The 25,205-nt window shown below is 67.5% G+C and carries 22 protein-coding genes; 7 read left to right on the top strand and 15 right to left on the bottom strand.

Annotated elements, in window-relative coordinates; genetic code table 11:
- Positions 1–139 precede the first annotated feature (139 nt).
- Positions 140–1,033 carry a rhamnogalacturonan acetylesterase gene (locus ACW176_RS00770; protein WP_492110509.1) on the top strand — a complete coding sequence of 298 codons (894 nt, stop codon included), beginning with the start codon at positions 140–142 and terminating at the stop codon, positions 1,031–1,033.
- 58 nt (positions 1,034–1,091) lie between these two features.
- On the opposite strand, the gene ACW176_RS00775 is transcribed toward ACW176_RS00770, so the two are convergent.
- The gene (locus ACW176_RS00775; RefSeq protein WP_492110510.1) at positions 1,092–1,913 is read right to left on the bottom strand and encodes a flagellin; all 822 of its coding nucleotides are present in this window, start codon (positions 1,911–1,913) and stop codon (positions 1,092–1,094) included.
- A 345-nt stretch (positions 1,914–2,258) separates the two neighbouring features.
- Positions 2,259–2,855, bottom strand: a complete 597-nt coding sequence (locus tag ACW176_RS00780; RefSeq protein ID WP_492110511.1) for a TetR/AcrR family transcriptional regulator — start codon at positions 2,853–2,855, stop codon at positions 2,259–2,261.
- Positions 2,856–3,051: 196 nt separating this feature from the next.
- Here ACW176_RS00780 and ACW176_RS00785 point away from each other — a divergent pair, with 196 nt between their 5' ends.
- From ACW176_RS00785 to ACW176_RS00795, 3 genes are read left to right on the top strand one after another with little or no spacing between them, the layout of a single operon-like run.
- Positions 3,052–4,200: an efflux RND transporter periplasmic adaptor subunit gene (locus ACW176_RS00785; RefSeq protein WP_492110512.1), complete on the top strand. Its 1,149-nt coding sequence runs from the start codon at positions 3,052–3,054 to the stop codon at positions 4,198–4,200.
- A 12-nt stretch (positions 4,201–4,212) separates the two neighbouring features.
- A complete protein-coding gene (locus ACW176_RS00790) occupies positions 4,213–7,356 on the top strand; it encodes an efflux RND transporter permease subunit (RefSeq protein WP_492110513.1) in 3,144 nt (1,047 codons plus the stop codon).
- A gap of 1 nt (position 7,357) precedes the next feature.
- The gene (locus ACW176_RS00795; protein WP_492110514.1) at positions 7,358–8,758 is read left to right on the top strand and encodes an efflux transporter outer membrane subunit; all 1,401 of its coding nucleotides are present in this window, start codon (positions 7,358–7,360) and stop codon (positions 8,756–8,758) included.
- A gap of 151 nt (positions 8,759–8,909) precedes the next feature.
- On the opposite strand, the gene ACW176_RS00800 is transcribed toward ACW176_RS00795, so the two are convergent.
- Together ACW176_RS00800 and ACW176_RS00805 are read right to left on the bottom strand one after the other, a co-directional pair.
- On the bottom strand, positions 8,910–10,946 hold the full coding sequence (locus tag ACW176_RS00800) for a putative bifunctional diguanylate cyclase/phosphodiesterase (RefSeq protein ID WP_492110515.1): 2,037 nt from the start codon (positions 10,944–10,946) through the stop codon (positions 8,910–8,912).
- 107 nt (positions 10,947–11,053) lie between these two features.
- Positions 11,054–11,551, bottom strand: a complete 498-nt coding sequence (locus ACW176_RS00805; protein ID WP_492110516.1) for a winged helix-turn-helix transcriptional regulator — start codon at positions 11,549–11,551, stop codon at positions 11,054–11,056.
- A 223-nt stretch (positions 11,552–11,774) separates the two neighbouring features.
- Between ACW176_RS00805 and ACW176_RS00810 the strand changes: the two genes are divergently transcribed.
- Positions 11,775–12,965: an acetyl-CoA C-acyltransferase gene (locus ACW176_RS00810; protein WP_492110517.1), complete on the top strand. Its 1,191-nt coding sequence runs from the start codon at positions 11,775–11,777 to the stop codon at positions 12,963–12,965.
- 10 nt (positions 12,966–12,975) lie between these two features.
- Positions 12,976–13,245 (top strand): GNAT family N-acetyltransferase, encoded by a 270-nt coding sequence (locus ACW176_RS00815; protein ID WP_419318158.1) that lies wholly within the window; start codon positions 12,976–12,978, stop codon positions 13,243–13,245.
- Between the two features lie 36 nt (positions 13,246–13,281).
- Here the strand turns inward: ACW176_RS00815 and ACW176_RS00820 are convergent, their stop codons facing one another.
- The 5 genes from ACW176_RS00820 to ribD form a co-directional block, all read right to left on the bottom strand.
- The gene (locus ACW176_RS00820) at positions 13,282–14,676 is read right to left on the bottom strand and encodes a M20/M25/M40 family metallo-hydrolase (protein WP_492110518.1); all 1,395 of its coding nucleotides are present in this window, start codon (positions 14,674–14,676) and stop codon (positions 13,282–13,284) included.
- 234 nt (positions 14,677–14,910) lie between these two features.
- Complete coding sequence (gene ribH / locus ACW176_RS00825) at positions 14,911–15,378, bottom strand: 6,7-dimethyl-8-ribityllumazine synthase (RefSeq protein WP_492110519.1); 468 nt, start codon at positions 15,376–15,378, stop codon at positions 14,911–14,913.
- Positions 15,379–15,395: 17 nt separating this feature from the next.
- The gene (gene ribB, locus ACW176_RS00830; protein WP_492110520.1) at positions 15,396–16,598 is read right to left on the bottom strand and encodes a 3,4-dihydroxy-2-butanone-4-phosphate synthase; all 1,203 of its coding nucleotides are present in this window, start codon (positions 16,596–16,598) and stop codon (positions 15,396–15,398) included.
- The gene (locus tag ACW176_RS00835; protein WP_492110521.1) at positions 16,565–17,191 is read right to left on the bottom strand and encodes a riboflavin synthase; all 627 of its coding nucleotides are present in this window, start codon (positions 17,189–17,191) and stop codon (positions 16,565–16,567) included. The genes ribB and ACW176_RS00835 overlap by 34 nt, the downstream gene beginning before the upstream one ends.
- Before the next feature lie 10 nt (positions 17,192–17,201).
- The gene (gene ribD / locus ACW176_RS00840) at positions 17,202–18,197 is read right to left on the bottom strand and encodes a bifunctional diaminohydroxyphosphoribosylaminopyrimidine deaminase/5-amino-6-(5-phosphoribosylamino)uracil reductase RibD (RefSeq protein ID WP_492110522.1); all 996 of its coding nucleotides are present in this window, start codon (positions 18,195–18,197) and stop codon (positions 17,202–17,204) included.
- A 246-nt stretch (positions 18,198–18,443) separates the two neighbouring features.
- Between ribD and ACW176_RS00845 the strand changes: the two genes are divergently transcribed.
- Positions 18,444–19,118 carry a GntR family transcriptional regulator gene (locus tag ACW176_RS00845; RefSeq protein ID WP_419318174.1) on the top strand — a complete coding sequence of 225 codons (675 nt, stop codon included), beginning with the start codon at positions 18,444–18,446 and terminating at the stop codon, positions 19,116–19,118.
- Between the two features lie 44 nt (positions 19,119–19,162).
- Here ACW176_RS00845 and ACW176_RS00850 read toward each other — a convergent pair whose 3' ends face one another.
- From ACW176_RS00850 to ACW176_RS00875, 6 genes are all read right to left on the bottom strand, one after another.
- Positions 19,163–19,954, bottom strand: a complete 792-nt coding sequence (locus ACW176_RS00850) for a hypothetical protein (RefSeq protein WP_492110523.1) — start codon at positions 19,952–19,954, stop codon at positions 19,163–19,165.
- Positions 19,955–20,068: 114 nt separating this feature from the next.
- Positions 20,069–22,657 carry an ATP-dependent chaperone ClpB gene (gene clpB, locus ACW176_RS00855; protein WP_492058064.1) on the bottom strand — a complete coding sequence of 863 codons (2,589 nt, stop codon included), beginning with the start codon at positions 22,655–22,657 and terminating at the stop codon, positions 20,069–20,071.
- A 109-nt stretch (positions 22,658–22,766) separates the two neighbouring features.
- Positions 22,767–23,294, bottom strand: a complete 528-nt coding sequence (locus ACW176_RS00860; protein WP_492110524.1) for a helix-turn-helix transcriptional regulator — start codon at positions 23,292–23,294, stop codon at positions 22,767–22,769.
- Positions 23,294–23,923: a cytochrome b/b6 domain-containing protein gene (locus tag ACW176_RS00865; protein WP_492110525.1), complete on the bottom strand. Its 630-nt coding sequence runs from the start codon at positions 23,921–23,923 to the stop codon at positions 23,294–23,296. Before ACW176_RS00865 ends, ACW176_RS00860 begins: the two co-directional genes overlap by 1 nt.
- On the bottom strand, positions 23,920–24,198 hold the full coding sequence (locus ACW176_RS00870) for a PepSY domain-containing protein (protein ID WP_492110526.1): 279 nt from the start codon (positions 24,196–24,198) through the stop codon (positions 23,920–23,922). Before ACW176_RS00870 ends, ACW176_RS00865 begins: the two co-directional genes overlap by 4 nt.
- A gap of 127 nt (positions 24,199–24,325) precedes the next feature.
- Complete coding sequence (locus tag ACW176_RS00875) at positions 24,326–25,105, bottom strand: M48 family metallopeptidase (RefSeq protein WP_492110527.1); 780 nt, start codon at positions 25,103–25,105, stop codon at positions 24,326–24,328.
- Positions 25,106–25,205 lie beyond the last annotated feature (100 nt).

The raw sequence follows: 25,205 nt of genomic DNA on the forward strand, positions 1-25,205 counted from the left end.
GCTCTTTCATCTTGTCATCCCGGCCGCAGCGAAGCGGAGAGCCGGGACCCAGGGGCCAAGGCAGTGCGGTTGCCCCTGGGTCCCGGACAGCCTCTGCGAGGCTTCCGGGATGACAAGCGATTTCAATGGGACGCTTGAGATGATCAAACCCCTCCTCCTCGCCGCCGCCCTGCTCGCCGCCCCCATGGCCGCTCACGCCCAGGCGACGCCCGACACCGATCCCGCCGTCTTCAAATCCCCGAAGATCGTGCTGATCGGCGACTCCACCACCGCCGTTCAGAGCGGCTGGGGCCCCAGTTTCTGTGGCAAGCACGTCACCTCATTCGTCGCCTGCATCAACCTGGCCCGCGGCGGTCGCAGCACCAGCAACTACCGGCTCGAGGGCTCGTGGAAGCTGGCGATGTACGAGATCAAATCGGGCGGCTTTTCCGACACCTATGTGCTGATCCAGTTTGGCCACAACGACCAGCCGGGCAAGCCCGGCCGCTCGACCGATCTGGCCACCGAATTTCCGGCCAATCTGAAGCGCTATGTCGAAGAGGTGCGGGCCGCCGGGGGCAGGCCGGTGCTGGTCACGCCCCTGACACGCCGCCAGTTCAAGGACGGCAAGCTGGTCGACGATCTGGGTCCATGGGCCCAGGCGACCCGCAGGGTGGCGGCCGAGACCAGCACGCCGCTGGTCGATCTGCACGCCTTGAGCTCCGCCGCCGTCCAGGCCATGGGCCCGGTCGAGGCCATGCGGCTGGCCCAGAGCCCGCCCGACGCGCGCGTCCGCGACGCTGCCCGGTCAGGAACCACCATCGAGGCGCGGTTTTACGAGCCGGCGATTCCCGGCGCCACCGTTCCGCCACCGCCACCGCCCGTCGCAACGCCACCGGTCCAGAACAACGCGGCGGCCGAGCCGATGGGCACGCCCAAACAGGCCTTTGACTATACCCACCTGGGTCACGAGGGAGCCGACTATGTCTCGGCCCTGGTGGCTACGGCGCTGGCCGACGCGGTCCCTGCCCTGCGCCGAAACCTGCTGCCCTGAACGAAAAAGGGCGGGCCCGCGAGGACCCGCCCTTTCCGTTTTCCGTGAAGCCTTAAGCTTAGCGGAACAGGCTCAGGATCGAGGACGAAGCCTGGTTGGCGATCGACAGCGCCTGCACACCCAGCTGTTGCTTGGTTTGCAGCGACTGCAGCTTGGCGCTTTCCTTGGCCAGATCGGCGTCAACCAGATTGCCCACGCCGGCGTCGAGGCTGTCTTGCAGCTTGCCGACGAAGGTCAGGTGGGTGTCCAGGCCAACCGAGCTAGTGCCCAGCGAGGCCAGCTTGTTGGTCGCCGTGCCCAGTGCGGTCGTGACCGTGGCGATCATGGTCTTGGCTGCGGTAGCGTCGGCGAAGGTCGAGGTCGTCGACAGGCCGATACCGGCCAGCGACAGGGTCTTGGCGGTGACCGTGAAGCCCGAGCCGTCCTGGTTGGCCAGGAAGGTCAGCTTGGTGGTCGTGCCGTCGGCGATGCTGACGCCATTGAACTTGGCGTTCGTGGCGGCCTTGGTCACCTGATCGCGCAGGGATTCAAAGTCGGCCTTCAGAGCGTTGAAGCTGGAGGTGTTGAGCGAGGTGTCGGAAGCGGCCAGGGCCTTTTCCTTCATCTTGCCCAGCAGGTCGGTGATGGTGTCGCCGGCGGCCAGGGCCACGTCGATGGTCGACTGACCGCGTTGCAGCGAGTCCTTCACCGAGTTCATCGAGGACGCCATGGAAGACTGGTTCTTGGCGGTCGCCCAGATGGCCCCGTTGTCCTTAGCGCTGCCCACCTTCTTGCCGGTGTTGATGCGCTGCTGGACGTTCGCGAGTTCCGAATTGGTGGTGTTCAGGTTTTGCAGCGCGATGAGCGCGCCGCTGTTCGTGTTGATGCTGTTCAGCGCCATTGCGAAAATTTCCTATTCAAGGATCGCCGACGTCATTTTGACTGCCGGTAGGCTTTTGCCTCCCTGCACTTTTGACCCAGGCAGTTTATTCCGAATGAATCTGGATGGTTAACGGCCACAATTCGGGGTTCGGCCTCGAAAATTTCCGCAGAACTCGAAAATGCAACCTGAGGAATTTGAGTAATCACTCAACGCATTCGGTCACTATTTTTGAAATAAAGACTATATATCGCGGCGGATCGTCGCAGCTGGCGATAACTATATCTAGATTTTGGGGTCACGCGGAGCGGCGACGCAAGCCCTAGTCAGCGTTGCCGGACCCGCGGCATCACGCCCGACCAGATCTCAGGCGAGGATACATTCCAGGGTCTTGTGGAACACCTTGGCCAAGGCCCGGCGGTCGGCGTCAGGGTTGTTGACCGAGCGCATGACAAGCCCGTCAAAAAGCACGCCGATCATCTCGGCCCGCGCCTTGAACTCAGCATCACTCCACTCGGGCTTGCGGCTGCGTTCCAGCATGGTGATGGCCAGGGCGCGCTCCTGGGCGTCCGCAGCGCGGACGATGGTGGCGACCTTGGGATTGCGGGCCGCCTCAGCCAGGACTTCCAGCACCAGAGCCGAGCGGCGCGGGTCGTAACACTTGTCCAGGGCCTCGGGTAAGTGACTGGTCATGACCTCCAGCAGATCGCCCGGCTGGCTTTCCAGTTCGGCGAACTTCTCGCGCATCTCGGCCAGGTCCTGGGCGACAATGGCGGCGATGATCGCTTCCTTGTTCTCGAAGTAGCGATAGATCTGGCCGACGCTCAGACCGGCGGCCTTGGCGATGTCGGCCATGCTGGCGCCGTGGAAACCCGACTGGCGCACCTGATCGCACGCGGCGTCGAGGATCTGCTGTCGACGGGTTTCTACCGTCGGCCGCGCAGATGGCGTCTCATCGCCCATCGCAAATCTCGTTTCGCATTACATTTCCGTTAGGTCAGCCGAAAAGCGACACCCTCGGTGTTGACTTGCGACAGCCTCGCACTTATGTCCAGCCCCGAGTGAGAATGAACGTTCATTCTCAGATTGTCGATCATCCGGTCTACGTCAAGGGCAATGGCCCGGCGCCGACCGCCTTTATCCAAAACCGGGATCTGTCATGCAATTCCAACGTTCGGCGGCGACAGCCGTCGCGCTCGCCGCTATCGCGTTCACCCTCGCCGCCTGCGGGCAGGGCCAGGGCGGGGCCGCCGGCATGGGCGCTGGAGGCCCTGCCGATGTGGGTGTGGTCATTGCCCGGACCGAGCCGGTCAGCCTGACCACCGAGCTGTCGGGCCGCACCTCGGCCTCTCTGATCTCCGAAGTGCGTCCTCAGGTCGGCGGCATCGTCAAGGCGCGCCTGTTCCAGGAAGGCGGCTATGTCCGCGCCGGTCAGCCGCTGTACCAGATCGATCCGGCCACCTATCAGGCCGCCTACAACAGCGCCGCCGCCGGCCTGGCCCAGGCGCAGGCCGCCTATACCGCCGCCAGGCTGAAGGCCGATCGCTACAAGGCCCTGGTCGAGACCGGCGCCGTCAGCAAGCAGGACAATGACGACGCCCAGGCCGCCAGCCAGCAGGCCGCCGCCAATGTCGCCGCCCAGAAGGCCAATGTCGACGCCGCCCGTATCAACCTGGGCTACACCCGCGTGCTGGCCCCGATTTCGGGCCGCATCGGCAAGAGCACGGTCACGCCGGGCGCGCTGGTCACCGCCGGCCAGGCAGCCGCCCTGGCCACGGTTCAGGACACCAGCCGGGTCTATGTCGACCTGACCCAGTCCTCGGCCGAACTGCTGAAGCTTCAGCGCGATCTGGCCACCGGCAGCATCGGCCGCTCGGGTTCCGCCCGGGTGACCCTGAAGCTGGAAGACGGCTCCACCTATCCCACCCCCGGCAAGCTGGAATTCTCTGACGTCACCGTCGATCCCGCCACGGGCTCGGTCGGCCTGCGCGCCACCTTCGCCAACCCCAATGGCGTGCTGCTGCCGGGCATGTATGTGCGCGCGACGCTCAGCACAGCCACAGCCCAGAACGGCATGCTGATCCCGCAACCCGCCGTGTCCCGCGATCCCAAGGGCAACGCCACGGTGATGGTGGTCGGCGCCAAAGGCCTGGCCGAGCCTCGCCCGATCACCGTGCGCCAGATGGTTGGCGACGCGTGGCTGGTGACAAGCGGCCTGAAGCCGGGCGACCAGGTCATCGTCGAGGGCCTGCAAAAGGTCCGTCCCGGCGCGCCCGTGAAGCCCGCCGTCATCGCCGCCAAGCGCTAGGACCCGGTCGCCATGTTGTCCCGTTTCTTCATCGACAGGCCCATCTTCGCGTGGGTCATCGCCATCGTCATCATGCTGGCCGGCCTCCTGGCCATCCGCACCCTGCCGATCGCGCAGTATCCCAGCATCGCCCTGCCCCAGGTTTCGGTGTCGGCCAACTATCCCGGCGCCTCGGCCAAGACCGTCGAGGACAGCGTTACCCAGGTCATCGAGCAGAAGATGAAGGGCCTGGACGGCCTGGAATACATGTCCTCGACCAGCGACAGCTCGGGTTCGGCCACCACCACCCTGACCTTCCAGGCCGGCACTGACGTCGACATCGCCCAGGTCCAGGTCCAGAACAAGCTGCAGACGGCCACCGCCCTGCTGCCGCAAGAGGTCCAGCAACAGGGCCTCAGCGTGGTCAAGTCGACCCGCAACTTCCTGATGGTGGTCGGCCTCTATTCCAAGGCCCCGGGCACGACCAATGTCGACCTGGCCGACTATATCGCCGCCAACATCCAGGATCCGCTGAGCCGCGTCGACGGCGTGGGCGACGTCCAGCTGTTCGGCGCGCAATACGCCATGCGCATCTGGCTGGACCCCGACAAGCTGGCCAGCTTCGCGCTGACCCCCAGCGACGTCACCGCCGCCATCAGGGCCCAGAACGCCCAGGTCTCGGCCGGGCAGCTGGGCGGCACGCCCGCCACGCCGGGCGTGGCCCTGAACGCCACCATCTCGGCCCAGTCGCGTCTGCAAACCCCTGAGCAGTTCGGCGCCATCATCCTGCGCAACAGCACCGGCGGCGCGATCGTCCACCTGCGCGACGTGGCCCGCGTCGAGCTGGGCGCGGAAAGCTATGTCTTCAACGCCCACTTCAACGGCGCCCCGGCGGCGGGCCTGGCCGTCAAGCTGGCCCCCGGCGGCAATGCGCTGGACACCGCCGAGGCGGTCAAGGCGCGCATGACCGAGCTGTCCAAGAGCTTCCCGGCCGGCTTTGAATATGTGGTGCCCTACGACTCCACGCCGTTCGTGGCCCAGTCGATCCACGAGGTGGTCAAGACCCTGATCGAGGCCATCATCCTGGTCTTCATCGTCATGTTCCTGTTCCTGCAGAACTGGCGCGCGACCCTGATCCCGACCATCGCCGTGCCGGTCGTGCTGCTGGGCACCTTCGGAATCCTCGCGGTCTTCGGCTATTCGATCAACACCCTGACCATGTTCGGCGTCGTGCTGGCCATCGGCCTGCTGGTCGACGACGCCATCGTCGTGGTCGAGAACGTCGAGCGGGTGATGAGCGAGGAAGGGCTGTCGCCCGTCGAAGCCACCCGCAAGTCGATGAAGGAAATCAGCGGCGCCCTGATCGGCATCGCCCTGGTGCTGTCGGCCGTCTTTGTGCCCATGGCTTTCTTCGGCGGCTCGCAGGGCGTGATCTATCGCCAGTTCTCGATCACCATCGTCTCGGCCATGCTGCTGTCGGTGGTCGTGGCCCTGATCTTGACCCCGGCCCTGACCGCCACCCTGCTCAAGCCTGTCGCCAAGGGTCACACGATCTCGGACAAGGGCTTTTTCGGCTGGTTCAACCGCAGCTTTACCGACCTGTCAGGCCGCTATCAGGGCGCCGTGCGCGGCATCCTGGGCAAGAGCGTCCGCTGGATGGCCATCTACAGCGCCATCATCCTGGTGATGGGCGTGCTGTTCATCCGCATGCCCACCTCGTTCCTGCCGGAAGAAGACCAGGGCACCATCTATACCCTGGTGCAGCTGTCCCCCGGGGCGACGGACGCGCGCACCCAGAGCGTGCTCAAGCAGGTCGAAACCCACTTCCTCAAGGATCAGGCGGTCAAGTCGGTCTTCACCGTCTCGGGCTTCAGCTTCGCCGGCGCCGGTCAGAACGCCGGCCTGGCCTTCATCAGCCTCAAGCCGTTCGAAGAGCGCAAGAGCGCCGATCTGAAGGCGCCGGCCGTCGCCGGTCGCGCCTTCGGGGCCTTCTCCCAGATCCGCGACGCCATGGTCTTCCCGATCGTGCCGCCGGCGGTGCAGGAGCTGGGCAACGCCTCTGGCTTCGACTTCCAGCTGCAGGACACCGGCGGCGTGGGCCACGAAGCCCTGATCAACGCCCGCAACATGATGCTGGGCATGGCCGCCCAGAACCCGAAGCTGGCGGGCGTGCGCCCCAACGGCCAGGACGACACCCCGCAGCTGCGGATCGATGTCGACCAGGCCAGGGCCGGCGCCATGGGCCTGACCACCGCCGACATCAATGCGGCGCTGAGCACGGCCCTGGGCGGCTCCTACGTCAACGACTTCGTCGATCGCGGTCGCATCAAGAAGGTCTATGTCCAGGCCGATGCGCCGTTCCGCATGACGCCCGAGGACCTCAACAAGTGGTACGTGCGCAACGGCACGGGCCAGATGGTCCCGTTCTCGGCCTTCGCCACCACCGCCTGGACCTACGGCTCGCCGCGTCTGGAGCGTTACAACGGCCTCTCGTCGGTCAACATCCAGGGCACGCCCGCGCCTGGCCAAAGCTCCGGCGCGGCCATGGCCGCCATGGAAGAGATCGCCGCCAAGCTGCCCCCGGGCATCGGCTACGAGTGGACGGGCCTTTCGGCCCAGGAACGCGAATCCGGCAACCAGGCCCCCGCCCTGTACGCCATCTCGATCCTGGTGGTGTTCCTGCTGCTGGCGGCGCTTTACGAGAGCTGGTCGATCCCGCTGTCGGTGATCATGGTCATCCCGCTGGGCGTCGTCGGCGCCCTGCTGGCCACCACCCTGCGCGGCCTGTCCAACGACGTCTATTTCCAGGTCGGGCTGCTGACGACCATGGGTCTGGCGGCGAAGAACGCCATCCTGATCGTCGAGTTCGCCAAGGACCTGCACGAAAAGGGCAAGCCCCTGATCGAGGCCACCCTGGAGGCCGTCCGCATCCGTCTGCGGCCGATCATCATGACCTCGCTGGCCTTCATCTTCGGCGTGCTGCCGCTGGCGATCTCCAACGGGGCGGGCTCGGGCAGCCAGCACGCCATCGGCACCGGCGTGATCGGCGGCATGATCTCGGGAACCCTGCTGGCGATCTTCTTCGTCCCGCTGTTCTTCGTGGTCGTCGAGAAGACCTTCAAACCCAAGCCCAAGCGCGTCGACGAGACGCCCGCGATCCCGGCCGAGGGCCACTAGAATGCTGATCCGCAACCTCACCCTGACCCTGCTGGCGGCCACCGCCCTGACCGCCTGCACCTTGGCCCCGGCGCATCAGCGACCGACCCTGCCGGTGGCCCAGACCTGGCCGACCCCGCAACCGGCCCAGACGGCGTCCGCCGCCGATCTGGGCTGGCGCGAGGTGTTCGAGGATCCGCGCCTGGCCGCGACCATCGACCTGGCCCTGACGGAGAATCGCGACCTGCGCGTGGCCCTGCTGAATATCGAGCAGGCTCGCGCCCAGTACGGCGTGCAGCGCGCCGCCCTGTTGCCGGGCATCAATGCCGGCGTGTCGGGCTCGCGGGCCCGCACCCCGGCCTCGGTCAGCCAGACCGGCTCGGCCATCGAGACCGAGCAGTACAGCGCCAGTGTCGGCTTCACCGGCTATGAGCTGGACCTGTTTGGCCGCGTCCGCAGCCTCAACAAGGCCGCCCTCGAGACCTGGCTGGCGGTGCGCGAAAACAGCCGCACGGCCCAGATCAGCCTGATCTCGGAAGTGGCCGGAACCTGGCTGACCCTGGCCGCCGACGAGGACCTTCTGCAGCTGGCCCGTGACACCCTGGCCGCGCGCGACGAGTCGCTGAAACTGACCCAGAGCCGGGTCGACGCCGGCGCCGCCTCGATGCTGGATCTGCGCCAGGCCCAGACCCTGGCCGAACAGGCCCGAGCCGATGTCGCCGCCTATGTCGCCCAGGTCGCCCAGGACCGGAACGCCCTGCGCCTGGTGGTCGGGGCCGATGTCACGGCTGATCTGCTGCCGGCCGGCGGGCTGGTGACCGCCCAGATCATGCCCGATCTGCCGGCCGGCGTAGTTTCGGATGTCCTGACCCGTCGCCCCGACGTGCTGGCCGCCGAGCACCAGCTGGCCGCCGCCAGCGCCAATATCGGCGCGGCCCGCGCAGCCTTCTTCCCGCGCATCGCCCTGACCGGATCGACAGGCGGCGCCAGCGGTGAACTGGGCGACCTGTTCAAGAGCGGATCGGGCGCCTGGAGCTTTGCGCCCAGCATCAGCCTGCCGATCTTCGCCGGAGGAGCCAACAAGGCCGGGCTGGACAGCGCCAGGGCCCGCCAGGGCATCGCTGTGGCCACCTATGAGAAGACCGTGCAGACGGCCTTCCGCGAAGTGGCCGACGCCCTGGCCGTGCGCGACACCGTGGCCGACCGCGTGTCGGCCCAGGAACGCCTGGTCGCCGCGGCCGCCGACAGCCAGCGCCTGGCCAGGGCCCGCAGGGACGCCGGCATCGACAGCAGCCTGACGCTGCTGGACGCCCAGCGCACCCTCTACAGCGCCCAGCAGGGCCTGATCGCGGCGCGGCTGGTCCGGGCGACCAACCTCGTCACCCTCTACAAGGTCCTCGGCGGCGGCGCTCCCGCCGCCTGACGGACCTTATCCCACCCCGGCGACGGCCGGGGCGGGGTTCGCCTCATCCCCCCGATGACGGCGAACCCGAAGAGGCGCGCTCCTCCCCCCCAAGCCCGGGGCGCGCCTCTTCCCCTATTCAGGGGCAAATTGCGGTGAAAGAGGCCGGCGCCTAACCCAGGCCCTGCAGGCCGTCCTCGTCGAACCAGATCCGCGCGGCGCGCTGGGCCGCGCTGGGCCGCAGGCCGTTGCGGGCGATCGCGATGGCGGCCTCTTCGGCAAGGTAGGTCGCGACGCTGGCGGCCGGCATTGGCCGGGCGAAGTGATAGCCCTGCATGACGACCCCGCCCAGCGACACCACCTTGTCCAGCTGCTCCTGGGTCTCGACGCCTTCGACGATGCAGTCGATCCGCAGGTTGCGACACAGCTGCAGCACGGTCTTGACGATGTCTTCGCTGGCCGCGTGATGGTCGATGTCGGCGATGAAGCTGGAGTCGATCTTCAGCTTGTCCAGCGGCAGCAGGCGCACATGGCTGAGGCTGGAATGGCCGGTGCCGAAATCGTCCAGCGCCGTGCGGACGCCCAGGCCATGGAAGGTCATCAGGGCGGCGCGGGCCTGGTCGAAGTCGCAGACGATGGCCGTCTCGGTGATCTCGAAATCGATGCGGTGCGGCGCGACCTGGCTTTCCAGAACGATGTCGACGATGCGGCTGACGGTCTCCATCGAGGCGATGTCGCGGGCCGACAGGTTGATCGAAACCCGCATGTCCATCGGCCAGCTGCGCACCGCGCGCAGGGCCTTGGCGACCAGCACGCGGGTGATCTCGACGATCTGGCCCGAACGCTCTGCGGCGTTGATGAACACGGTCGGCGGCACCTCGCCCAGCTCGGGGCTTGACCACCGCGCCAGGGCCTCGAAAGCGATGGTCCGCTTGGCGCTGGTGTCGACGATGGGCTGGAAGTGGATATGCATCTCCGCGTCCAGGTCGGCGCGGCGCAGGGCCTGCTCGACCTGGCCCAGTTCGCGGATGTCGGCCTCGTGGCGCTCGTCGAACACCACGGCCGAACCCTTCAGGTTCTGCTTGGCGTGATAGAGGGCGTAGTCGGCGCGCTCAAACAGCTGCTCGCCCGTCTGGCCCCCGCCCGGGAACGGACAGAACCCGACGGACCCACCCACCTGGGCGGTGACGCCCGGCAGGCGATAGGGGGTGCGCAGCAGCTCGCAAAGATCCCGGCCCAGGGTCTTGATCGCGGCCGGCGACAGGTGCGCGTCAATGATCAGACCAAATTCGTCGCCGCCCAGACGGGCCGCAAACAACGGCGGCGATCCGAAGGCCTGCAGCCGTCGTCCAACCTCGGTCAGCAGGCGGTCACCCGTAGCGTGGCCAAAGGCGTCGTTGACCAGCTTGAAGCCATCCAGATCGACGACCCCGACCAACAGACTGCGGTCATGACGCCGGGCGCGGGCCACATGAGCTTCCAGCTCGGTAAAGAACCGGCGGCGATTGGGCAGGCCCGTCAGGCTGTCCAGATTGGCCAGGCGATCGTTCTCGTCGCTCAGCAACTGGGCCTGGGCGGCCTTTTCGATCAGGGCGGTGCGCGATTCCACCAGGTCGGAGAATTCCCGGTAGTGGATCAGCAGGATCACGATCATCACGGCGGCCACCACCACCACATTGATCGAGATGGCCTCAAACACCGGATTGCCAGTCAGGCCGAAAAACAGGGTCATGGGGCCCAGCACGCACAGGGTGACTGTCAGGGCTGCGGCCCGCAGGTGCATCAGGCAGAAGATGCAGGCGATCACGGTGATGGCCATGTAGAAGGCCACATGGCTCTGCTGATAGGCGTCGCCATAAGCGTAAAGCGACAGCGACCAGCCGGTGAAGGCGATCGCCAGCACGGCCGAGGCCGCCACGGTCCCGCCCAGCATCTTCGCCGCCCGCGCGACGTCCATGCCGCTCTTTCGCAGCCGCCACCAGCCCAGCATCCGCCAGCTGCAGGCCAGGATCAGGGCCAGAGGGCCGCCGATGGTCAGAACGCGTGGCGCGGACTGGAAGTGGGTGAAGGCAAGCGCAATCGCATTGACCAGAACAACCAGGTACATCATCGGCGCCTGGCGCGAAAACGCTGTCGCCTGGGCGACCAGAAGTTCCGGACGGTCTCGTCGGATCGCGAAGACCCTCGCGATTATCTTGATGATCGCCATCTATGCCTGCCCCCGGGCTTCCGCGCACGGTGAAGGGCAAGCCCTAAAAATTCGGTAAGCTTGAGTTCAAGGTCAGCTGCGGCACAGTGTCCCGCGCCCCGGCCTGACTATTCGGCGGCGACCTTCACCGCTTCGAGGGCTTCGCCTACGGTCCGCGAGGTCTCATGGACCACCCTGCGCAGGTCGCGGCGGTCGATCACCTCGCCGCAAGCCTCGCAGGCCAGTCGCGGATGGAAGTCATGGCCGCAGGTCTTGTGCACGAAATGCACCGGACCTTTTCCAATGCCATAGACGTGCTGGTCGCCCCACTCGGCCATGGTCAGCAGCACCGGGCTGAGGTCCAGCCCCTTGGCGGTCAGCACATATTCCTGGCGCGGCGGACGCTCCGAATAGCGCTGGGCCTCCATCACTCCGTGCGCGACAAGGGTCTTGAGCCGCGAGGCCAGGACGTTGCGAGCGACGCCCAGGCGTTCCTGCCATTGCTCGAAACGCTTCACGCCGGCGAAGGCGTCGCGCAGGATCAACAAGGTCCACGGATCGCCCACGACCTCAAGGGTGGCGGCGATGCTGCAGCGTTCATTGGTATAGTCGGCGGTGCGGCCCATCGGGCGAAGGTGCGGTGTTCCGCCGGGGAATGCAAGAGAGCGTTGCGTTTGAGGATGAACGGTATTAGTTTTTAATTACAACTGACTCTCTCGGTTGCGCCTTGGGAGGCGATAGCCGATCCTTGCATGGTCGTGATCGCCTCCCCTTTCCGCAAACCGCTTGCGCGGGTCTGCGCAGTCAGGGTTTATTCCACCCCGAATTCCACAAATCCGGAGACCGTCCATGTCCGCCTCCCTCGATCCTGTCGTCATCGTTTCTTTCGCCCGCACGCCGATGGGCGGCTTTCAGGGTGCGCTGGGCGGGGTCAAGGCGACGGAGCTGGGCGCGACGGCGGTGAAGGCGGCCATCGCGCGGGCCGGCGTCTCGGGCGATCTGGTCGAGCAGATCATCATGGGCTGCGTGCTGCCGGCCGGTCTCGGCCAGGCCCCGGCCCGCCAGGCGGCGGTCGGCGCGGGCCTGCCGCTGTCGGTCGAGGCCACCACGGTCAACAAGATGTGCGGCAGCGGCATGCAGGCGGCGATCATAGCCCATGACGCCCTGGCCGCCGGCAGCGTCGACCTGATCGTGGCCGGCGGCATGGAGAGCATGACCGGCGCCCCCTATCTGCTGAGCAAGCACCGCGCGGGCGCCCGTATCGGCCACGACCAGATGTGGGATTCGATGTATCTCGACGGCCTGGAGGACGCCTACACCCCCGGCAAGCTGATGGGCGCCTTCGCCGAGGACTCGGCCGCGACCTACCAGTTCAGCCGCGAGGCCATGGACGACTACGCCACCCGGGGCCTGATGAAGGCCAAGGCCGCTATCCAGAACGGCGCCTTCGAGGCCGAGATCACCCCCGTCACCGTCACCACCCGCAAGGGAACCGAGGTCGTGGCCCAGGATGAGCAGCCGCTGAAGGCTGATCCGGCCAAGATCCCCACCCTGCGTCCGGCCTTCAGCCGCGACGGCGGCATCACGGCGGCCAATTCCAGCTCGATCAGCGACGGCGCGGCCGCCCTGGTCATGACCCGCCAGAGCGTCGCCGACCGTCTGGGCCTGAAGGTTGTCGCCCGCGTGGCTGCTCACGCCGCCCACGCCCATGAGCCCGGCCTGTTCACCACCGCCCCGGTCCCCGCGATGCGCAAGGCGCTGAAGAAAGCCGGCTGGGAGGTTTCCGATATCGACCTGTGGGAGGTCAATGAGGCCTTCGCCGTGGTCGCCATGATCGCCCAGCAGGAGCTGGGTTTCTCGCCCGACAAGCTGAACGTCAACGGCGGGGCCTGCGCCCTGGGCCATCCGATCGGCGCGTCAGGCGCCCGCATCCTGTGCACCCTGATCTCGGCCCTTCAGGCGCGCGGCGGCAAGAAGGGCATGGCCTCCCTGTGCATTGGCGGGGGCGAAGCCACGGCCATGGCCATCGAACTGGTCTGAGGAACCCGTCATGACCGACACCTTCCGCGACAATCCCGACCTTGGCCGCTTTGAGCTGGAGACCGGCGGCCTGCTATCGATCGCCGACTATCGCCGCGAGCCCGGGCGCCTGGTCATCCCCCATGTCGAGAGCGATCCGGCCCTGCGCGGCCAGGGCGCGGCCGGGCGCCTGATGGCCCAGGTGGCGCAGGTCGCGCGGACCGAGGATCTGAAGATCGTCCCGATCTGCTCCTACGCGGCGGCGTGGCTGAAGCGGAATGATCCGGACCTGATCGCATAACCCCACAACTCGCTCTTACCGCGATCCGGAGGGCGGCTATTTGGAGGCCGGAGCGGCCACGACCGGCGGCGGCGGACTCTCGAAGCTGCCCGCCGCGCCCGGGAACACCACCGGGCTTTCCCAGCCCTCGGGGCTGATCGCCGAGACGCCGAAGAAGAAATCGTCGATGACCACGTCCTTGAGGACGGCGCTCGTCGCCGGTCCGGCGGCCCAACGGTTCAGGACCCACTGCGGCTCGGTGGTGCCGCGCCACCAGACGCGGTGACCGGCGGCGCCCGGTGTGGCGGTCCACGAAACCCTGGTGTCGGGACTGACGGCGCCCTCGATCTTGACGCCCGAAGGCGGAGCCGGCGCCGAGGCGAGGCTGGCCATGGCCACGGTGTTCAGGCGCGTCACCTGGGCCAGATAGGCGAAGTCCACGCCCTCGATCACGTCGCCATAGGGCCGGCCGTTCTCGTTGCGCAGGTTCTGGTGCTGGCGGTCATAGTTCTCGGCGGCCTCGGTCACTCGCACGGCCGGATAGCCGGCTTCGAGCAGCGGCACCTGATCGCCGCCCCGGCCATAGCGGTCGGTGCGATAGACCATCACCACATCGAAGTTGTTCAGATAGCGGTCGGCCAGGCCATCCAGATAACGGGCCAGATTGCGCGACGGGCTGTCGACCTCGCCGCCATTGTAGCGGCGGCTGTTGGCCTGCTCGGGGGTCTCGACAGCCTTGGTGCCTTCCGAGAACACCCGCACCTGGGTGTTGTTCATCACGCCGCTCTGGCCGCGACTGTTGCCGACGATGTCGTTGTTGAGGTCGGCCTCGACCTTCCAGCCATTGGCGCGGGCGTAGTTGGCGAGAATTTTCCCGCCATAGAGCCCCTGCTCCTCGCCCGACAGGGCGGCAAACACCAGGGTGGCGGGGAACCTGTGTTTCGACAGGATGCGCGCCGCCTCGATCACCGCCGCCACGCCGGAGGCGTCGTCATTGGCGCCGGGGGCGTCGCTGGTGAAGTCCATGACGTCGCTGACCCGGCTGTCCAGATGGCCGGCGATGATGATCACCCGGTCAGGGTCGGTGGCCCCCTTCTGGATGGCCAGGACGTTCATGACCTCGGTCGGCTGGGGCACGCGGCGGCCGGTGACCACTTCGGAGGGGGTCTGGATCGTCAGGCAGCCGCCGCAATCCTTGCTGATGGTCTCAAAGCGCGTCTTCACCCAGCGGCGCGCAGCGCCGATACCGCGGGTGTCAGATTTGGTGTCCGACAGGGTGTGGCGGGTGCCGAAACCCACCAGCGAGCGGATGGTGCTTTCCAGCGCCTTGGCGTCGACATCAGCGGCGATCACCCGCAGCAGGGGCTGGTCGTTCGACGGCGCCGGAACCTCCGCCGCCAGGGTCGGTGTGGCCAGCAACAGACCGGCGACGATAACGAGGGGCAGGCGCATGGCGACTCCGGAAACGCGAAGGCGGCAAGTTGCCGCCCTGCGAGGCGTCCGACAAGCCATTCTGGCGACAGAGCCCGACGGCGAGCCCGCTTCGGGTCCACGGGGGCTGCCCGCGCCCGCCACCCGTCACAGGTCGCCGGCGCAAAGCGATCCGCGCCGGCACGAGGACTTGGGACAGCACCATCGCGGACACGAACTTGCCCTCAGCCAGCTTGCCGGCAGCGGTGGGCAGCCCTACTCGCCCCAGGCCTGCGACCGAATCTGCTTGAGCGTCTGAAGGGTGGAAAAGCAGGCCTGGGCGGCTTCACGCCCCTTGTTCTCGGCGTCGTCGCGGCTGCGCACCAACGCCTGCTCGTCGGTGTAGGTGGTGAGCACCCCAAAGGTGATCGGGGTCTCGGTCGACAGTCCGGCGGTCATCAGACCCAGGCTGGTGGCCAGGCTGATGAACTCGAAGTGCGCCGTGTCGCCCTTGATCACGCAACCCAGACAGACCACGCCCTCATAGAGTTCCGAACGCGCCAGGGTCTGGGCGATCAGGGGCAGCTCGAATGCGCCGGGGGCGTGGATGATATCCCGGGCGGCGACAGGGGCGCCGCGCGCCTTCAGCAGGTCCAGCGCGCCCTTGAGGAGGCCATCGGTGACCTCGGGGTTGAAGCTGCTGACGACGATCGCAATGCGCGGCGCGGAGGGGGTGGTGGTCATGGGACGCTCTTTGCTGATCAGGAGGCGCGGGCCAGGCTGTGGCCGAGCTTTTCGCGTTTGGTGTCGAGATAGGCGGCGTTGTGCGGGTTGGCGGGAATGGCCAGCGGCAGTTCCCGGCTCACCGCCACACCGTTGGCGCGCAGGCCCGCCGCCTTGCGGGGATTGTTGCTGAGCAGGTTGACCCGCTCGACGCCCAGCGCCCTGAGCATCTGGGCGGCGACGCCATAGTCGCGCTGATCGGCGGGGAAGCCCAGGGCGTGGTTGGCCTGAACCGTATCGAGGCCCTGGTCCTGCAGCGCATAGGCGCTGATCTTGTTGGCCAGGCCCAGACCCCGCCCCTCGTGGCCGCGCAGATAAAGCAGAACGCCGTTGCCGCTTTCGCCGATCTGCCTGAGGCTTTCCTGCAGCTGGGCGCCGCAGTCGCAGCGCTGCGAACCCAGGGCGTCGCCGGTCAGGCACTCGGAATGAACCCGCACCAGCGGCGTGCCGGTCAGCGCGCCGCGGACCATCGCCAGATGCTCGACGCCGTCAATCCGGCTGCGGAAGGCGCGAACCTCGAAGGGAGCGCCGCCATGTTCGGACGGCAGGCGGGCGCTGGCCACCTCGTCGACCAGCAGCTCGGTCGCCTTGCGATGGGCCACCAGCTCGGCGATGGTCAGCAGCGGGATGTCATGCTCGCGGCAGAAGACCTCGAGATCCGGCATCCGGGCCATGGTGCCGTCGTCCTTCATGATCTCGCAGATCACGCCGGCGGGCCGCAGCCCGGCCAATGTCATCAGATCCACCGAGGCTTCGGTGTGACCGGCCCGCACCAGCACCCCGCCCGGACGGGCCCGCAGCGGAAAGATGTGGCCTGGAGAGACCAGGTCCGCCGCCTTGGCGTCCGGGGCCACGGCCGCTGCGATGGTCAGCGCCCGGTCAAAGGCTGAAATGCCCGTATCGACCCCCTGAGCGGCCTCGATCGAGACGGTGAAGGCGGTCTGGCGGCTGGTGCGATTGTCGGAAACCATCGGCGGCAGGCCCAGCCGATCGACGGCCTCGGCTGCCAGGGTCAGGCAGATCAGCCCGCTGGCCCGGCGCGCCATGAAGGCGATCGCCGCTGCGTCGGCAAACTGGGCGGCCATGACCAGATCGCCCTCGTTCTCGCGATCCTCGTCATCGACCAGGACGATCATGCCGCCGGTCTTCAGGCGTTCGAGGGCTTCAGATAGGCGTGACATAGCTGCTCCACATATTTGGCCAGCACGTCGACCTCGACATTGATCGGGTCGTTGATCGCGGCGGACTTCAGGTTGGTGTGAGCCCAGGTGTGGGGGATCAGGGTCAGGCCGATCAGGAAACGGCCGCCAGCTTCGCAGGGCGAGACGCTGTTGAGAGTCAGGCTGACGCCGTTCAGGGCGATCGAGCCCTTCTCGACGCAGAAGCGGTGCAGGGCGGCAGGCAGGCTCAGGCCTATGCGCCATGATCCGCCATCATCGATCACCTCGACCAGATGGGCCTCGCCGTCGACATGGCCCTGAACCAGATGCCCCGAAAGACGGGTGGCCAGGGTCACGGCGCGCTCGAGATTCACGGCGCCCCCCGCCGTCGCGCGCCCCAGATTGGTGCGGGCCAGGGTTTCGGGGCTGACGAAGAAATCGGCCAGGCCTTGCGCGTCATGGCGCACCACGGTCAGGCAGACGCCGTTGACGGCGACGCTTTCGCCCAGCTCCAGATCGGGAAAGCCTGTGCCGAGGGTCAGGCGCAATGCCCCGTCCCCCTCCGGCGCGATGGCCTCGATCCTGCCGACCTGTTCGATAATTCCGGAAAACATCAGCGCTCCTTCAGACCCGGAATGGGATGCGGGTCAGAATATCGACCTGGTCGGCCTGCCCGGCTTCAGCGGCCTGGCGGATCACGACGTGCTCGTCCCACAAGCCGGCCTCGAGAAACGCCGCCAGCAGGACCGGGCCGCACTCGACCAAGGCCTCCAGCGCGCCCGAGGCGGCGAGATCCGCCAGCAAGGCCGGGATGTCATCGTGCAGGCTGGGCTCGAGGCCGCGCGCCCGAGCGGCCTGCATGTAGTCGGCGGGCGTCCGGCGGCGACGGTCCAGAATGGCCAGGCGTCGCGGACTCCGACGCGGATCAACCACCCGCCGGGTCGTGAACTCCGGCTGGTCGGCCAGGATGGTCCCCGATCCGGTGACGATGGCGTCGGCCCGGCGGCGAAGCCCGTGGGCCAGGGTCAGGGACGCCCCGGACGTAAAGGTCTTGGCGCCCGGGGGCGGGATCATGCCGCCGTCCCGGGTCAGGGCCTGCTTCAGGGTCAGCCAGGGCCGTCTGCGGTTGGACCAGGTGGCAAAAGGAGCGATCAGGCGCTGGGCCCGGCGGGCCAGGGCGGCGGCCTGCGGATCGTTCTGGGCCTGCAGATCAAAGACCTGGCGTCCTGCGGCGGCAAGCCGCGCGGCGCCTCCGCCCGCGACCGCAGGATTGGGATCGCCTGCGGCGATCCAGATGGCCTGGGCCGGGCTCGCCAGGATCGCCTCGACGCACGGCGGCGTGCGGCCGTGATGATTGCAGGGCTCAAGCGTGACCAGCAGCGTATGGACACGCTCGAAGGTCCCGGCCTCCCGGCAGGCGGCCAGGGCGGCGGCTTCAGCGTGGGGGCCGCCGGCCTGCTGATGCGCGGCGGCGGCCAGCAGCTCGCCCTCGGCGTCCAGCACGACACAGCCGACAGGCGGGTTGGGCGCCGTCGCCCCGGCAAAGCCCTCGGCGACCGTCAGGGCGTTGCGGAAACCCTGGAGCACAGAACAGATCGGAGGATGGGTCTCTGGCGACATGCCGCAGACCTAGAGCCGCCGCCCCGCAGGCTTCAAGCACGCATCCTTTTTGGAAACTCTAACATGTTAGAGGTCACGCGAATGACCTCGAAAGCTTTTGGCTCTAGAGCAAGGGTCGTGATGATCGGCTCATGTCTTTTGCTGCAGGTTTTTGTTTTATCGCGTTATTTCGGCGGCGAACCGCAATCGGCTCCGCCACCGACGCCCCAGGAGCTCGACCATGCAGCGTTTTAGCCGGAAGCGGTCATGAAGGGTCCGCTCAACAGCGTTGAGCCCTATGGCGACTGGGCTCCCGGCCTCCAGAAGGCGCGGCTCTACGAGCTTATCCTGATGGATATCATTCTGGGCCAGCTGCAGCCCATGCAGGTGCTCGAGGAAAAGGTGCTGGCGACGCGCTATGCCGGCGGCGTGTCGGGGGTCCGCGACGCCCTGGGTCGCCTGGCGATCGAAGGGCTGGTTGTCCGCCGCCCCCGCGTCGGCACCGTCGTCGCGCCGATGGACATCACCGAGATCGAGCAGGCCTTTGAAGTGCGGCGGATGCTGGAGGGACGCACGGCGGCCCTGGCGGCCCGCAATCATCGCCCGCAGGATCTGCCGGCCATTACCGGCGCCTTCGATCAGGCCGAGGCCGCCATCGCCAGCGGCGACTTCCGCGCCATGCTGGCGATGGATCACAGCTTTCACCGCGCGGTGGCCTTCGCCACGCACAATGCGACCCTGGCCCGCTTCGTGATCGCCCTGCAAAACACCGCGACGCGCTACTGGATCTGGCAGATGGAAAAGCAGTCGCAGGCGGACCAGATGCGGGACGTGGCGCTGCACAGGGCGCTGGCGGAGACCATCGCCCTGCGCGATCCCGCCGCCGCCGAGGCCGCTTGCGCTCTGTTGATCGGCGACCCGCCCAGCGCCCAGCGCGCCTGAGCACACAGGCGGCCCGGAGCCCGGGGCCGCTGGCGTCCGCGTGGCTATCGCGCCATGGCGCCGATCAGGCCATGGGTGAAAGCGCCCCAGCCGGGGTTGAAATAGGCCGTTACGATCAACAGGTGCCAGCTCATGGCCCAGACCAGTCCGACCACATAACCAACGAGCACCCGACCGCGCGTGATCAGGTCATAGCCGCCGATCGCCAGCATCAGGGCCAGGGTCGAACCATAGTTGATCAGATAGTCCGTCCAGAACGGCGAGCGCAGCAACGGCCCCAGCAACGGCCCCCAATAGGGGCCCACCCAGCGGGCGAAGCCGGCGTCGACGATGGCCAGGGTGCCCAGCAGGATCAGGCGCTTGTGCAAGGAGCTGTTGTTGCGCGCCAGGAAGGCCGCCACGATCAGGCCCGCGAAACTGACCAGTCCGCCAAGCTGGATCGCGAGAAAGGCGGTGTCCTCATTGGGCCCGCCAAAGCGCGCCACCTGGGTCGTAAACGCCGCCATCGGCCCCAAAACGAGCATGGCGCCGAACAGGATCAGGCTCGACAGGCCCAGCTTGCGATGCAGGTCCGCTCGTCCCTTGCGGATCAGGGTGAGCTGGGTGGTCAGCAGAACCAGCCAGCCCGTATAGGCGACCGCATGGACGTGAATGACCAGCGGGAAGGACAGCGGGCCAGCCTGGGCGCGCCGCAGAACGTCGCTGCCAAAGCCCATGATGATCCCGACCCAAAAGATCGCCACGCAGGCCGGAAAGAACCAGGCGTCCCAAGGATGGCGGTGCGGAAAATCGGGACGCCGGGGCAGCGGCGTCTCGGTCGTCGAATAGGCGGTCATGCTTCCCCCCCCAGGGCCTGCCAATGGCGCGTGGCCAAACCATAGACCAATGGTCTCTGGAGTCGAATGGCCGAGGGAAGCGGGCGCTCCTGGACGGAGCGCCCGGATGCAAACCTACTGCAACGTCGCCTTGCCCACCGCCAGCACCCCGTCCAGGACGCCGACGGAGATCACGCCGCCGTCTTCCAGTTCGCCGGCCAACAAGCGCCGGGCGATAGGGTCGACCAGCTCTTTCTGGATCACGCGCTTCAAGGGGCGCGCGCCATAGACCGGGTCGTAACCCTTCTCGCCCAGCCACAGCAGCGCCTCGGCGTCGATGGCCAGGGTCATGCGGCGGTCGGCCAGCAGCTTCTCGACACGTTGCAGCTGGATGCGGACGATGTCGGCCATGTTGGCCCGGCCCAGCCGCTTGAACAGGATGATCTCGTCGATCCGGTTCAGGAACTCAGGCCGGAAGTGGCCGCGCACCACGTTCATCACCTGCGGGCGCACCGCGTCCACATCTTCGCCGTCTTCCTGGTTGGCCAGGAATTCGGAGCCGAGGTTGCTGGTCATGATGATCAGCGTGTTGCGGAAGTCGACCGTGCGGCCCTGGCCGTCGGTCAGGCGACCATCGTCCAGCACCTGCAGCAGCACGTTGAAGACGTCCGGGTGAGCCTTCTCGACCTCGTCGAACAGCACCACCTGATACGGACGCCGACGCACGGCCTCGGTCAGGGCGCCGCCCTCGTCATAGCCGACATAGCCGGGAGGGGCCCCAATCAGACGGCTGACCGAGTGCTTTTCCATGTACTCGCTCATGTCCATCCGGGTGATGGCGTGCTCGTCGGCGAACATGAACTCGGCCAGGGCCTTGGTCAGCTCGGTCTTGCCCACGCCCGTCGGGCCCAGGAACAGGAACGAGCCGATCGGACGCGACGGGTCCTGCAGGCCGGCCCGCGCGCGGCGCACCGCGTCGGAGACGGCTTCCAGGGCCTCGTCCTGACCGACCACGCGGGCCCGCAGCGCGACCTCCATCTGCAGCAGCTTTTCGCGCTCGCCCTCCAGCATCTTCTCGACCGGAACCCCGGTCCAGCGGCTGACCACGGCGGCGATCTGCTCGGCGTCGACGACCTCGGGGGTCAGCGACTTCTGGGCCGCGCCATCGACGGACTCGGCCGCCGCCAGACGGGCTTCCAGGGCCGGGATCTCGCCATACTGGATCTGGCCGGCGCGGGCGAAGTCGCCGGCGCGCTGGGCCGTCGCCAGATCGGCGCGCAGACGGTCAAGGGCTTCACGCGCTTGCGCGGCGCCGCCGACCTTGTCCTTCTCAGCCTTCCAGCGAGCGGTCATCTCGTCGCTGCGGAACTGCAGATCGTCGATTTCCGTCTCGAGGTTTTCCAGGCGCTGGCGCGAAGCCGCGTCGGTCTCCTTGGACAGCGCCTCGCGCTCGATCTTCAGCTGCACCAGGCGGCGGTCGATCTCGTCGAGTTCTTCAGGCTTGGAGTCGATCGCCATCCGCACGCGGCTGGAGGCCTCGTCGATCAGGTCGATGGCCTTGTCGGGCAGGAAGCGGTCGGCGATGTAGCGGTTGCTGAGCGTGGCGGCCGCGACGATGGCCGAGTCCGAGATGCGCACCCCGTGGTGGACCTCGTACTTCTCCTTCAGGCCGCGCAGGATCGAGACGGTGTCTTCCACCGTCGGCTCGCTGACAAAGACCGGCTGGAACCGGCGGGCCAGGGCCGCGTCCTTTTCGACATGCTTGCGGTACTCTTCGAGCGTGGTGGCCCCGACGCAGTGCAGCTCGCCGCGCGCCAGAGCGGGCTTCAGAAGGTTGGAGGCGTCCATCGCCCCCTCGCTCTTGCCGGCCCCGACCAGGGTATGCATTTCGTCGATGAACAGGATGATCGAGCCCTCGGCGGCCGTCACCTCACCCAGAACCGCCTTCAGCCGCTCTTCAAATTCACCGCGATATTTCGCGCCGGCGATCAGGCTGCCCATGTCCAGCGAATAGAGCTTCTTGTCTTTCAGGCTTTCGGGCACGTCGCCATTGACGATGCGCTGGGCCAGGCCCTCGACAATGGCGGTCTTGCCGACGCCGGGCTCGCCGATCAGGACGGGGTTGTTCTTGGTGCGGCGGCTCAGCACCTGGATCGTGCGGCGGATCTCCTCGTCGCGGCCGATCACCGGGTCGATCTTGCCGTCGCGGGCCGCTTGGGTCAGGTCGCGGGCATAGCGCTTGAGCGCCTCATAGCCTTCCTCGGCATTGGCGCTGTCAGCGGTGCGGCCCTTGCGGATGGCGTTTGCGGCGTCTTCCAGCGCCTTGGGCGTGGCCCCGGCGTCCTTCAGAACCTTGGCGGCGTCCGCGCCTTCCTTGGCGATGGCGATCAGCAGGCGCTCGGTGGTGACAAAGGCGTCGCCGGCCGCTTTCGCGCCCTTCTCGGCCTCGGCGAACACCCGGGCGGTGTCGGGCTTCATGTAGAGCTGGCCGCCGGCCCCGTCGACGCGGGCGGTCTTGGCCAGCAAGGCCTCGGTGGCGGCGTCCACGGCCTCGGGTCGGCCGCCGGCGCTCTGGATCAGGGCGCGGCTGAGGCCGTCCTTCTCCTCGAGCAAGACCTTCAGGAGGTGCTCGGGCGCGAACTGCTGATGCCCCCTGGCCAGGGCCAGACTCTGGGCGGACTGGACGGCCTGTTTGGCGCGGTCGGAATACAGATCGATGTTCATGGTGTCCCCTTCTTAGGCGGATCGGGGTGCGTCGCCTTGATCAAGCACAACGCCTCCCAAGGAGGATTTAGGTGTGGCCACATTGCCACACAAGACCCCAGGATGATGTTTAGGTCGCCTCAGGCGACATTACCGGCGTGGTCATCAGATCTTCCAGAAACAGGATGGCCAGGGCCGAGCGCGAATTGACCCCGGCCTTCTCATAGACGCGCGCCAGTTGCGCCCGCACGGTGCCGGCGGCCGAGCCGCGCAGAACCGCGATCTCGGCCACGTCGAACCCCTTGAGCGCGAACACCGCCACATCGGCCTCGGCCGGGGTCAGGCGCCAGTCGCGGAACTTCTGGGCGGCGACCTCGCTGAGCGCGCCGGCCGCCACCGCCAGGGCGGCCTGCCGGCGTCGGCCTTCCGTCCACATCCGCCGTACCTGCAGAGCCCCGACCACCACCCCGGCCAGCAGGGCCAGGGCGATGATCGCCTCGATCACGATATGCGGGCTGGGTCCGGCGTTGCGGATATCGGCCAGGGCGTCGCCGATGAAGAACACGGCCGCCACCGCCTGTACGGCGACGACGAAGGAGACCGCCGGGGCCAGGCGGTCTCCCAAGGCTATGCGGGACTTGGTGGGATTGTGGGCCATCAAGGCTCCTTGGTCTTGCCCTTCCCGCCTATCATCGCCAGCACGATCTGACGACCGCTGCGGCGCGTCTCGAACGCCACGCCGAGCAGATGCAGCGCCGCCAAGGCCAGCAGCAGGTTGGCCGCGATCTCGTGGACCTCCTCGGCGATCCCGCCGCCTTTCTCGCCTTCGCCGCCCTCGCTCGCTTCCTCGTCCTCATCCATAAGGACGGTCGATGCGGCTGCCGGACGCTCCCAGCCCTCGGCCTGAACCTTCGGCGGAAAGCCGGTCATGGCGATCCCGCTGCCGATGACCACCGCCAGACTGGCCCACAGCGCATAGGCCATCAGGGCGCCCAGCGGATTGTGCGAGCGGTGGGAGACATGACGCCCGGCCAGGATGTCGCGCACATGCGCGACCGCCCGGAGCGGACTGGGCGGGAAGGACGTGAACCGCGCCTCGACGGGACCGACAAAGCCCCACCCCAGACGCAGGGCCAGCAGGGCGGCCAGGGCCAGGCCGATCCAGACGTGGACCTGCGACCCGCCCTCGGTCACCAGGCGATTGATGACCACGGCCGCCGCGATCCCCCAGTGCGTGATCCGCACCAGGGGGTCCCAGCGGCGCGGTGCGGGGACCGCGCCGCTCATTGGCGATCTCCCCGCCCCTTGCGGGCCTCGACCTTGAGCACCTTGCCGGTCTTCTCCTCGGCCAGGATTTCCAGTCGGGCCTCGCCCTTGACGGCCTTGATCTCCAGCCGCCCGTGCTCGGCTTCAAACTCGGTGAGCCGGTAGCCCTGGGCGGCCAGACTGGCCTGGGCGCGGGCCCGGTCCGGCCCGATCACCTCGCCGAGCCTCGGCTGGGCCAGCGCCGGCTGGGCCAGGGCCAAGGTCAGCAAGGGAATGGCGATATAGAGACTGCGCATGGGAACCTCCGTCTGTTGCGACGGAGATCAGGAACGGCGCGGCAGCCGCCAAGGCCATTGACCGGGCGCTTACGACCCGGCGGATAAGCGCCTGCTTACGGCGCCGGTCGCCCGGCCCGGAGGCGCGTCACCAGCCCTTGCTGGAGATATAGGCCTGGAGCGCGGCGATGCGCGACGCGTCCGAAGGGTGGGTCGAGGCGATCTCGAGCGAGCCGGAGCCGCCGCCGCTCGTCTGAGACAGGGCCTGCATCTTGCGCCACAGAGTGACGGCCTCGCCCGGCCTGTAGCCCGCGCGCTGCATGTAATCGACGCCCAGGCGGTCGGCCTCCAGCTCATGCTTGCGCGAGAACGGCAGCAGGAACAGGTACTTGGTCGCATCACCGCCATAGGAGCCCAGGCCCCGGCCAAGGTCGGTCGAGCTGCCGGCCGCCGCGCCGGCCACGCCCAGCAAAAGCTTGGTGGTCATGGTCTGGGAGTAGCGCTCGGCAGCATGCTGGGCGACCACATGGCCCGCCTCGTGGCCGATCACGGCGGCCAGCTGGTCGTCGTTGTCGACCATGTCGAGGAGGCCCACGGTCACCCCGACATGGCCGCCGGGCAGCACAAAGGCATTGGGCGCCTCGTCGATCAGAACGGCATAGTCCCACGGCCGGTTGTTGAGCCCCGCCGCCGTCACCACGCGCTGGCCCACCGCCCGCACCCGCGCGTTCTTGCGCGCGTCGCTGGAGATGTTGCCGGTGCGCAGGGTCTGGGCCCAGGCCTTCTCGCCCTGGGCGGCCAGGCCCGAGTCGTTGACGATCAGCAGCTGATCACGGCCCAGATCGGCATTATAGGCGCAGCCCGCCAAGGGCAGGGCGACGACCAAAGCCGCAGCGATCAGCAGGGGCGGACGAAGACGGAAGGTCATGTTCAGGTTTCAACAGGTGACAAGGGCGACACAGCCTTATCTCCGCCGTCCCGCTTCCATGCAACCAGCCCGACGCCCAAAGAAAAAGGAGCCGCTTTCA

Source organism: Caulobacter sp. FV1ye13L, assembly GCF_058681155.1.

Excerpts from the sequence above, each read along its gene's own strand:
- ACW176_RS00770 (WP_492110509.1), top strand. The coding sequence starts at position 140 with ATGATCAAACCCCTCCTCCTCGCCGCCGCCCTGCTCGCCGCCCCCATG.
- ACW176_RS00775 (WP_492110510.1), bottom strand. The coding sequence starts at position 1,913 with ATGGCGCTGAACAGCATCAACACGAACAGCGGCGCGCTCATCGCGCTG.
- ACW176_RS00780 (WP_492110511.1), bottom strand. The coding sequence starts at position 2,855 with ATGGGCGATGAGACGCCATCTGCGCGGCCGACGGTAGAAACCCGTCGA.
- ACW176_RS00785 (WP_492110512.1), top strand. The coding sequence starts at position 3,052 with ATGCAATTCCAACGTTCGGCGGCGACAGCCGTCGCGCTCGCCGCTATC.
- ACW176_RS00790 (WP_492110513.1), top strand. The coding sequence starts at position 4,213 with ATGTTGTCCCGTTTCTTCATCGACAGGCCCATCTTCGCGTGGGTCATC.
- ACW176_RS00795 (WP_492110514.1), top strand. The coding sequence starts at position 7,358 with ATGCTGATCCGCAACCTCACCCTGACCCTGCTGGCGGCCACCGCCCTG.
- ACW176_RS00800 (WP_492110515.1), bottom strand. The coding sequence starts at position 10,946 with ATGGCGATCATCAAGATAATCGCGAGGGTCTTCGCGATCCGACGAGAC.
- ACW176_RS00805 (WP_492110516.1), bottom strand. The coding sequence starts at position 11,551 with ATGGGCCGCACCGCCGACTATACCAATGAACGCTGCAGCATCGCCGCC.
- ACW176_RS00810 (WP_492110517.1), top strand. The coding sequence starts at position 11,775 with ATGTCCGCCTCCCTCGATCCTGTCGTCATCGTTTCTTTCGCCCGCACG.
- ACW176_RS00815 (WP_419318158.1), top strand. The coding sequence starts at position 12,976 with ATGACCGACACCTTCCGCGACAATCCCGACCTTGGCCGCTTTGAGCTG.
- ACW176_RS00820 (WP_492110518.1), bottom strand. The coding sequence starts at position 14,676 with ATGCGCCTGCCCCTCGTTATCGTCGCCGGTCTGTTGCTGGCCACACCG.
- ribH (WP_492110519.1), bottom strand. The coding sequence starts at position 15,378 with ATGACCACCACCCCCTCCGCGCCGCGCATTGCGATCGTCGTCAGCAGC.
- ribB (WP_492110520.1), bottom strand. The coding sequence starts at position 16,598 with ATGTCACGCCTATCTGAAGCCCTCGAACGCCTGAAGACCGGCGGCATG.
- ACW176_RS00835 (WP_492110521.1), bottom strand. The coding sequence starts at position 17,191 with ATGTTTTCCGGAATTATCGAACAGGTCGGCAGGATCGAGGCCATCGCG.
- ribD (WP_492110522.1), bottom strand. The coding sequence starts at position 18,197 with ATGTCGCCAGAGACCCATCCTCCGATCTGTTCTGTGCTCCAGGGTTTC.
- ACW176_RS00845 (WP_419318174.1), top strand. The coding sequence starts at position 18,444 with ATGAAGGGTCCGCTCAACAGCGTTGAGCCCTATGGCGACTGGGCTCCC.
- ACW176_RS00850 (WP_492110523.1), bottom strand. The coding sequence starts at position 19,954 with ATGACCGCCTATTCGACGACCGAGACGCCGCTGCCCCGGCGTCCCGAT.
- clpB (WP_492058064.1), bottom strand. The coding sequence starts at position 22,657 with ATGAACATCGATCTGTATTCCGACCGCGCCAAACAGGCCGTCCAGTCC.
- ACW176_RS00860 (WP_492110524.1), bottom strand. The coding sequence starts at position 23,294 with ATGGCCCACAATCCCACCAAGTCCCGCATAGCCTTGGGAGACCGCCTG.
- ACW176_RS00865 (WP_492110525.1), bottom strand. The coding sequence starts at position 23,923 with ATGAGCGGCGCGGTCCCCGCACCGCGCCGCTGGGACCCCCTGGTGCGG.
- ACW176_RS00870 (WP_492110526.1), bottom strand. The coding sequence starts at position 24,198 with ATGCGCAGTCTCTATATCGCCATTCCCTTGCTGACCTTGGCCCTGGCC.
- ACW176_RS00875 (WP_492110527.1), bottom strand. The coding sequence starts at position 25,105 with ATGACCTTCCGTCTTCGTCCGCCCCTGCTGATCGCTGCGGCTTTGGTC.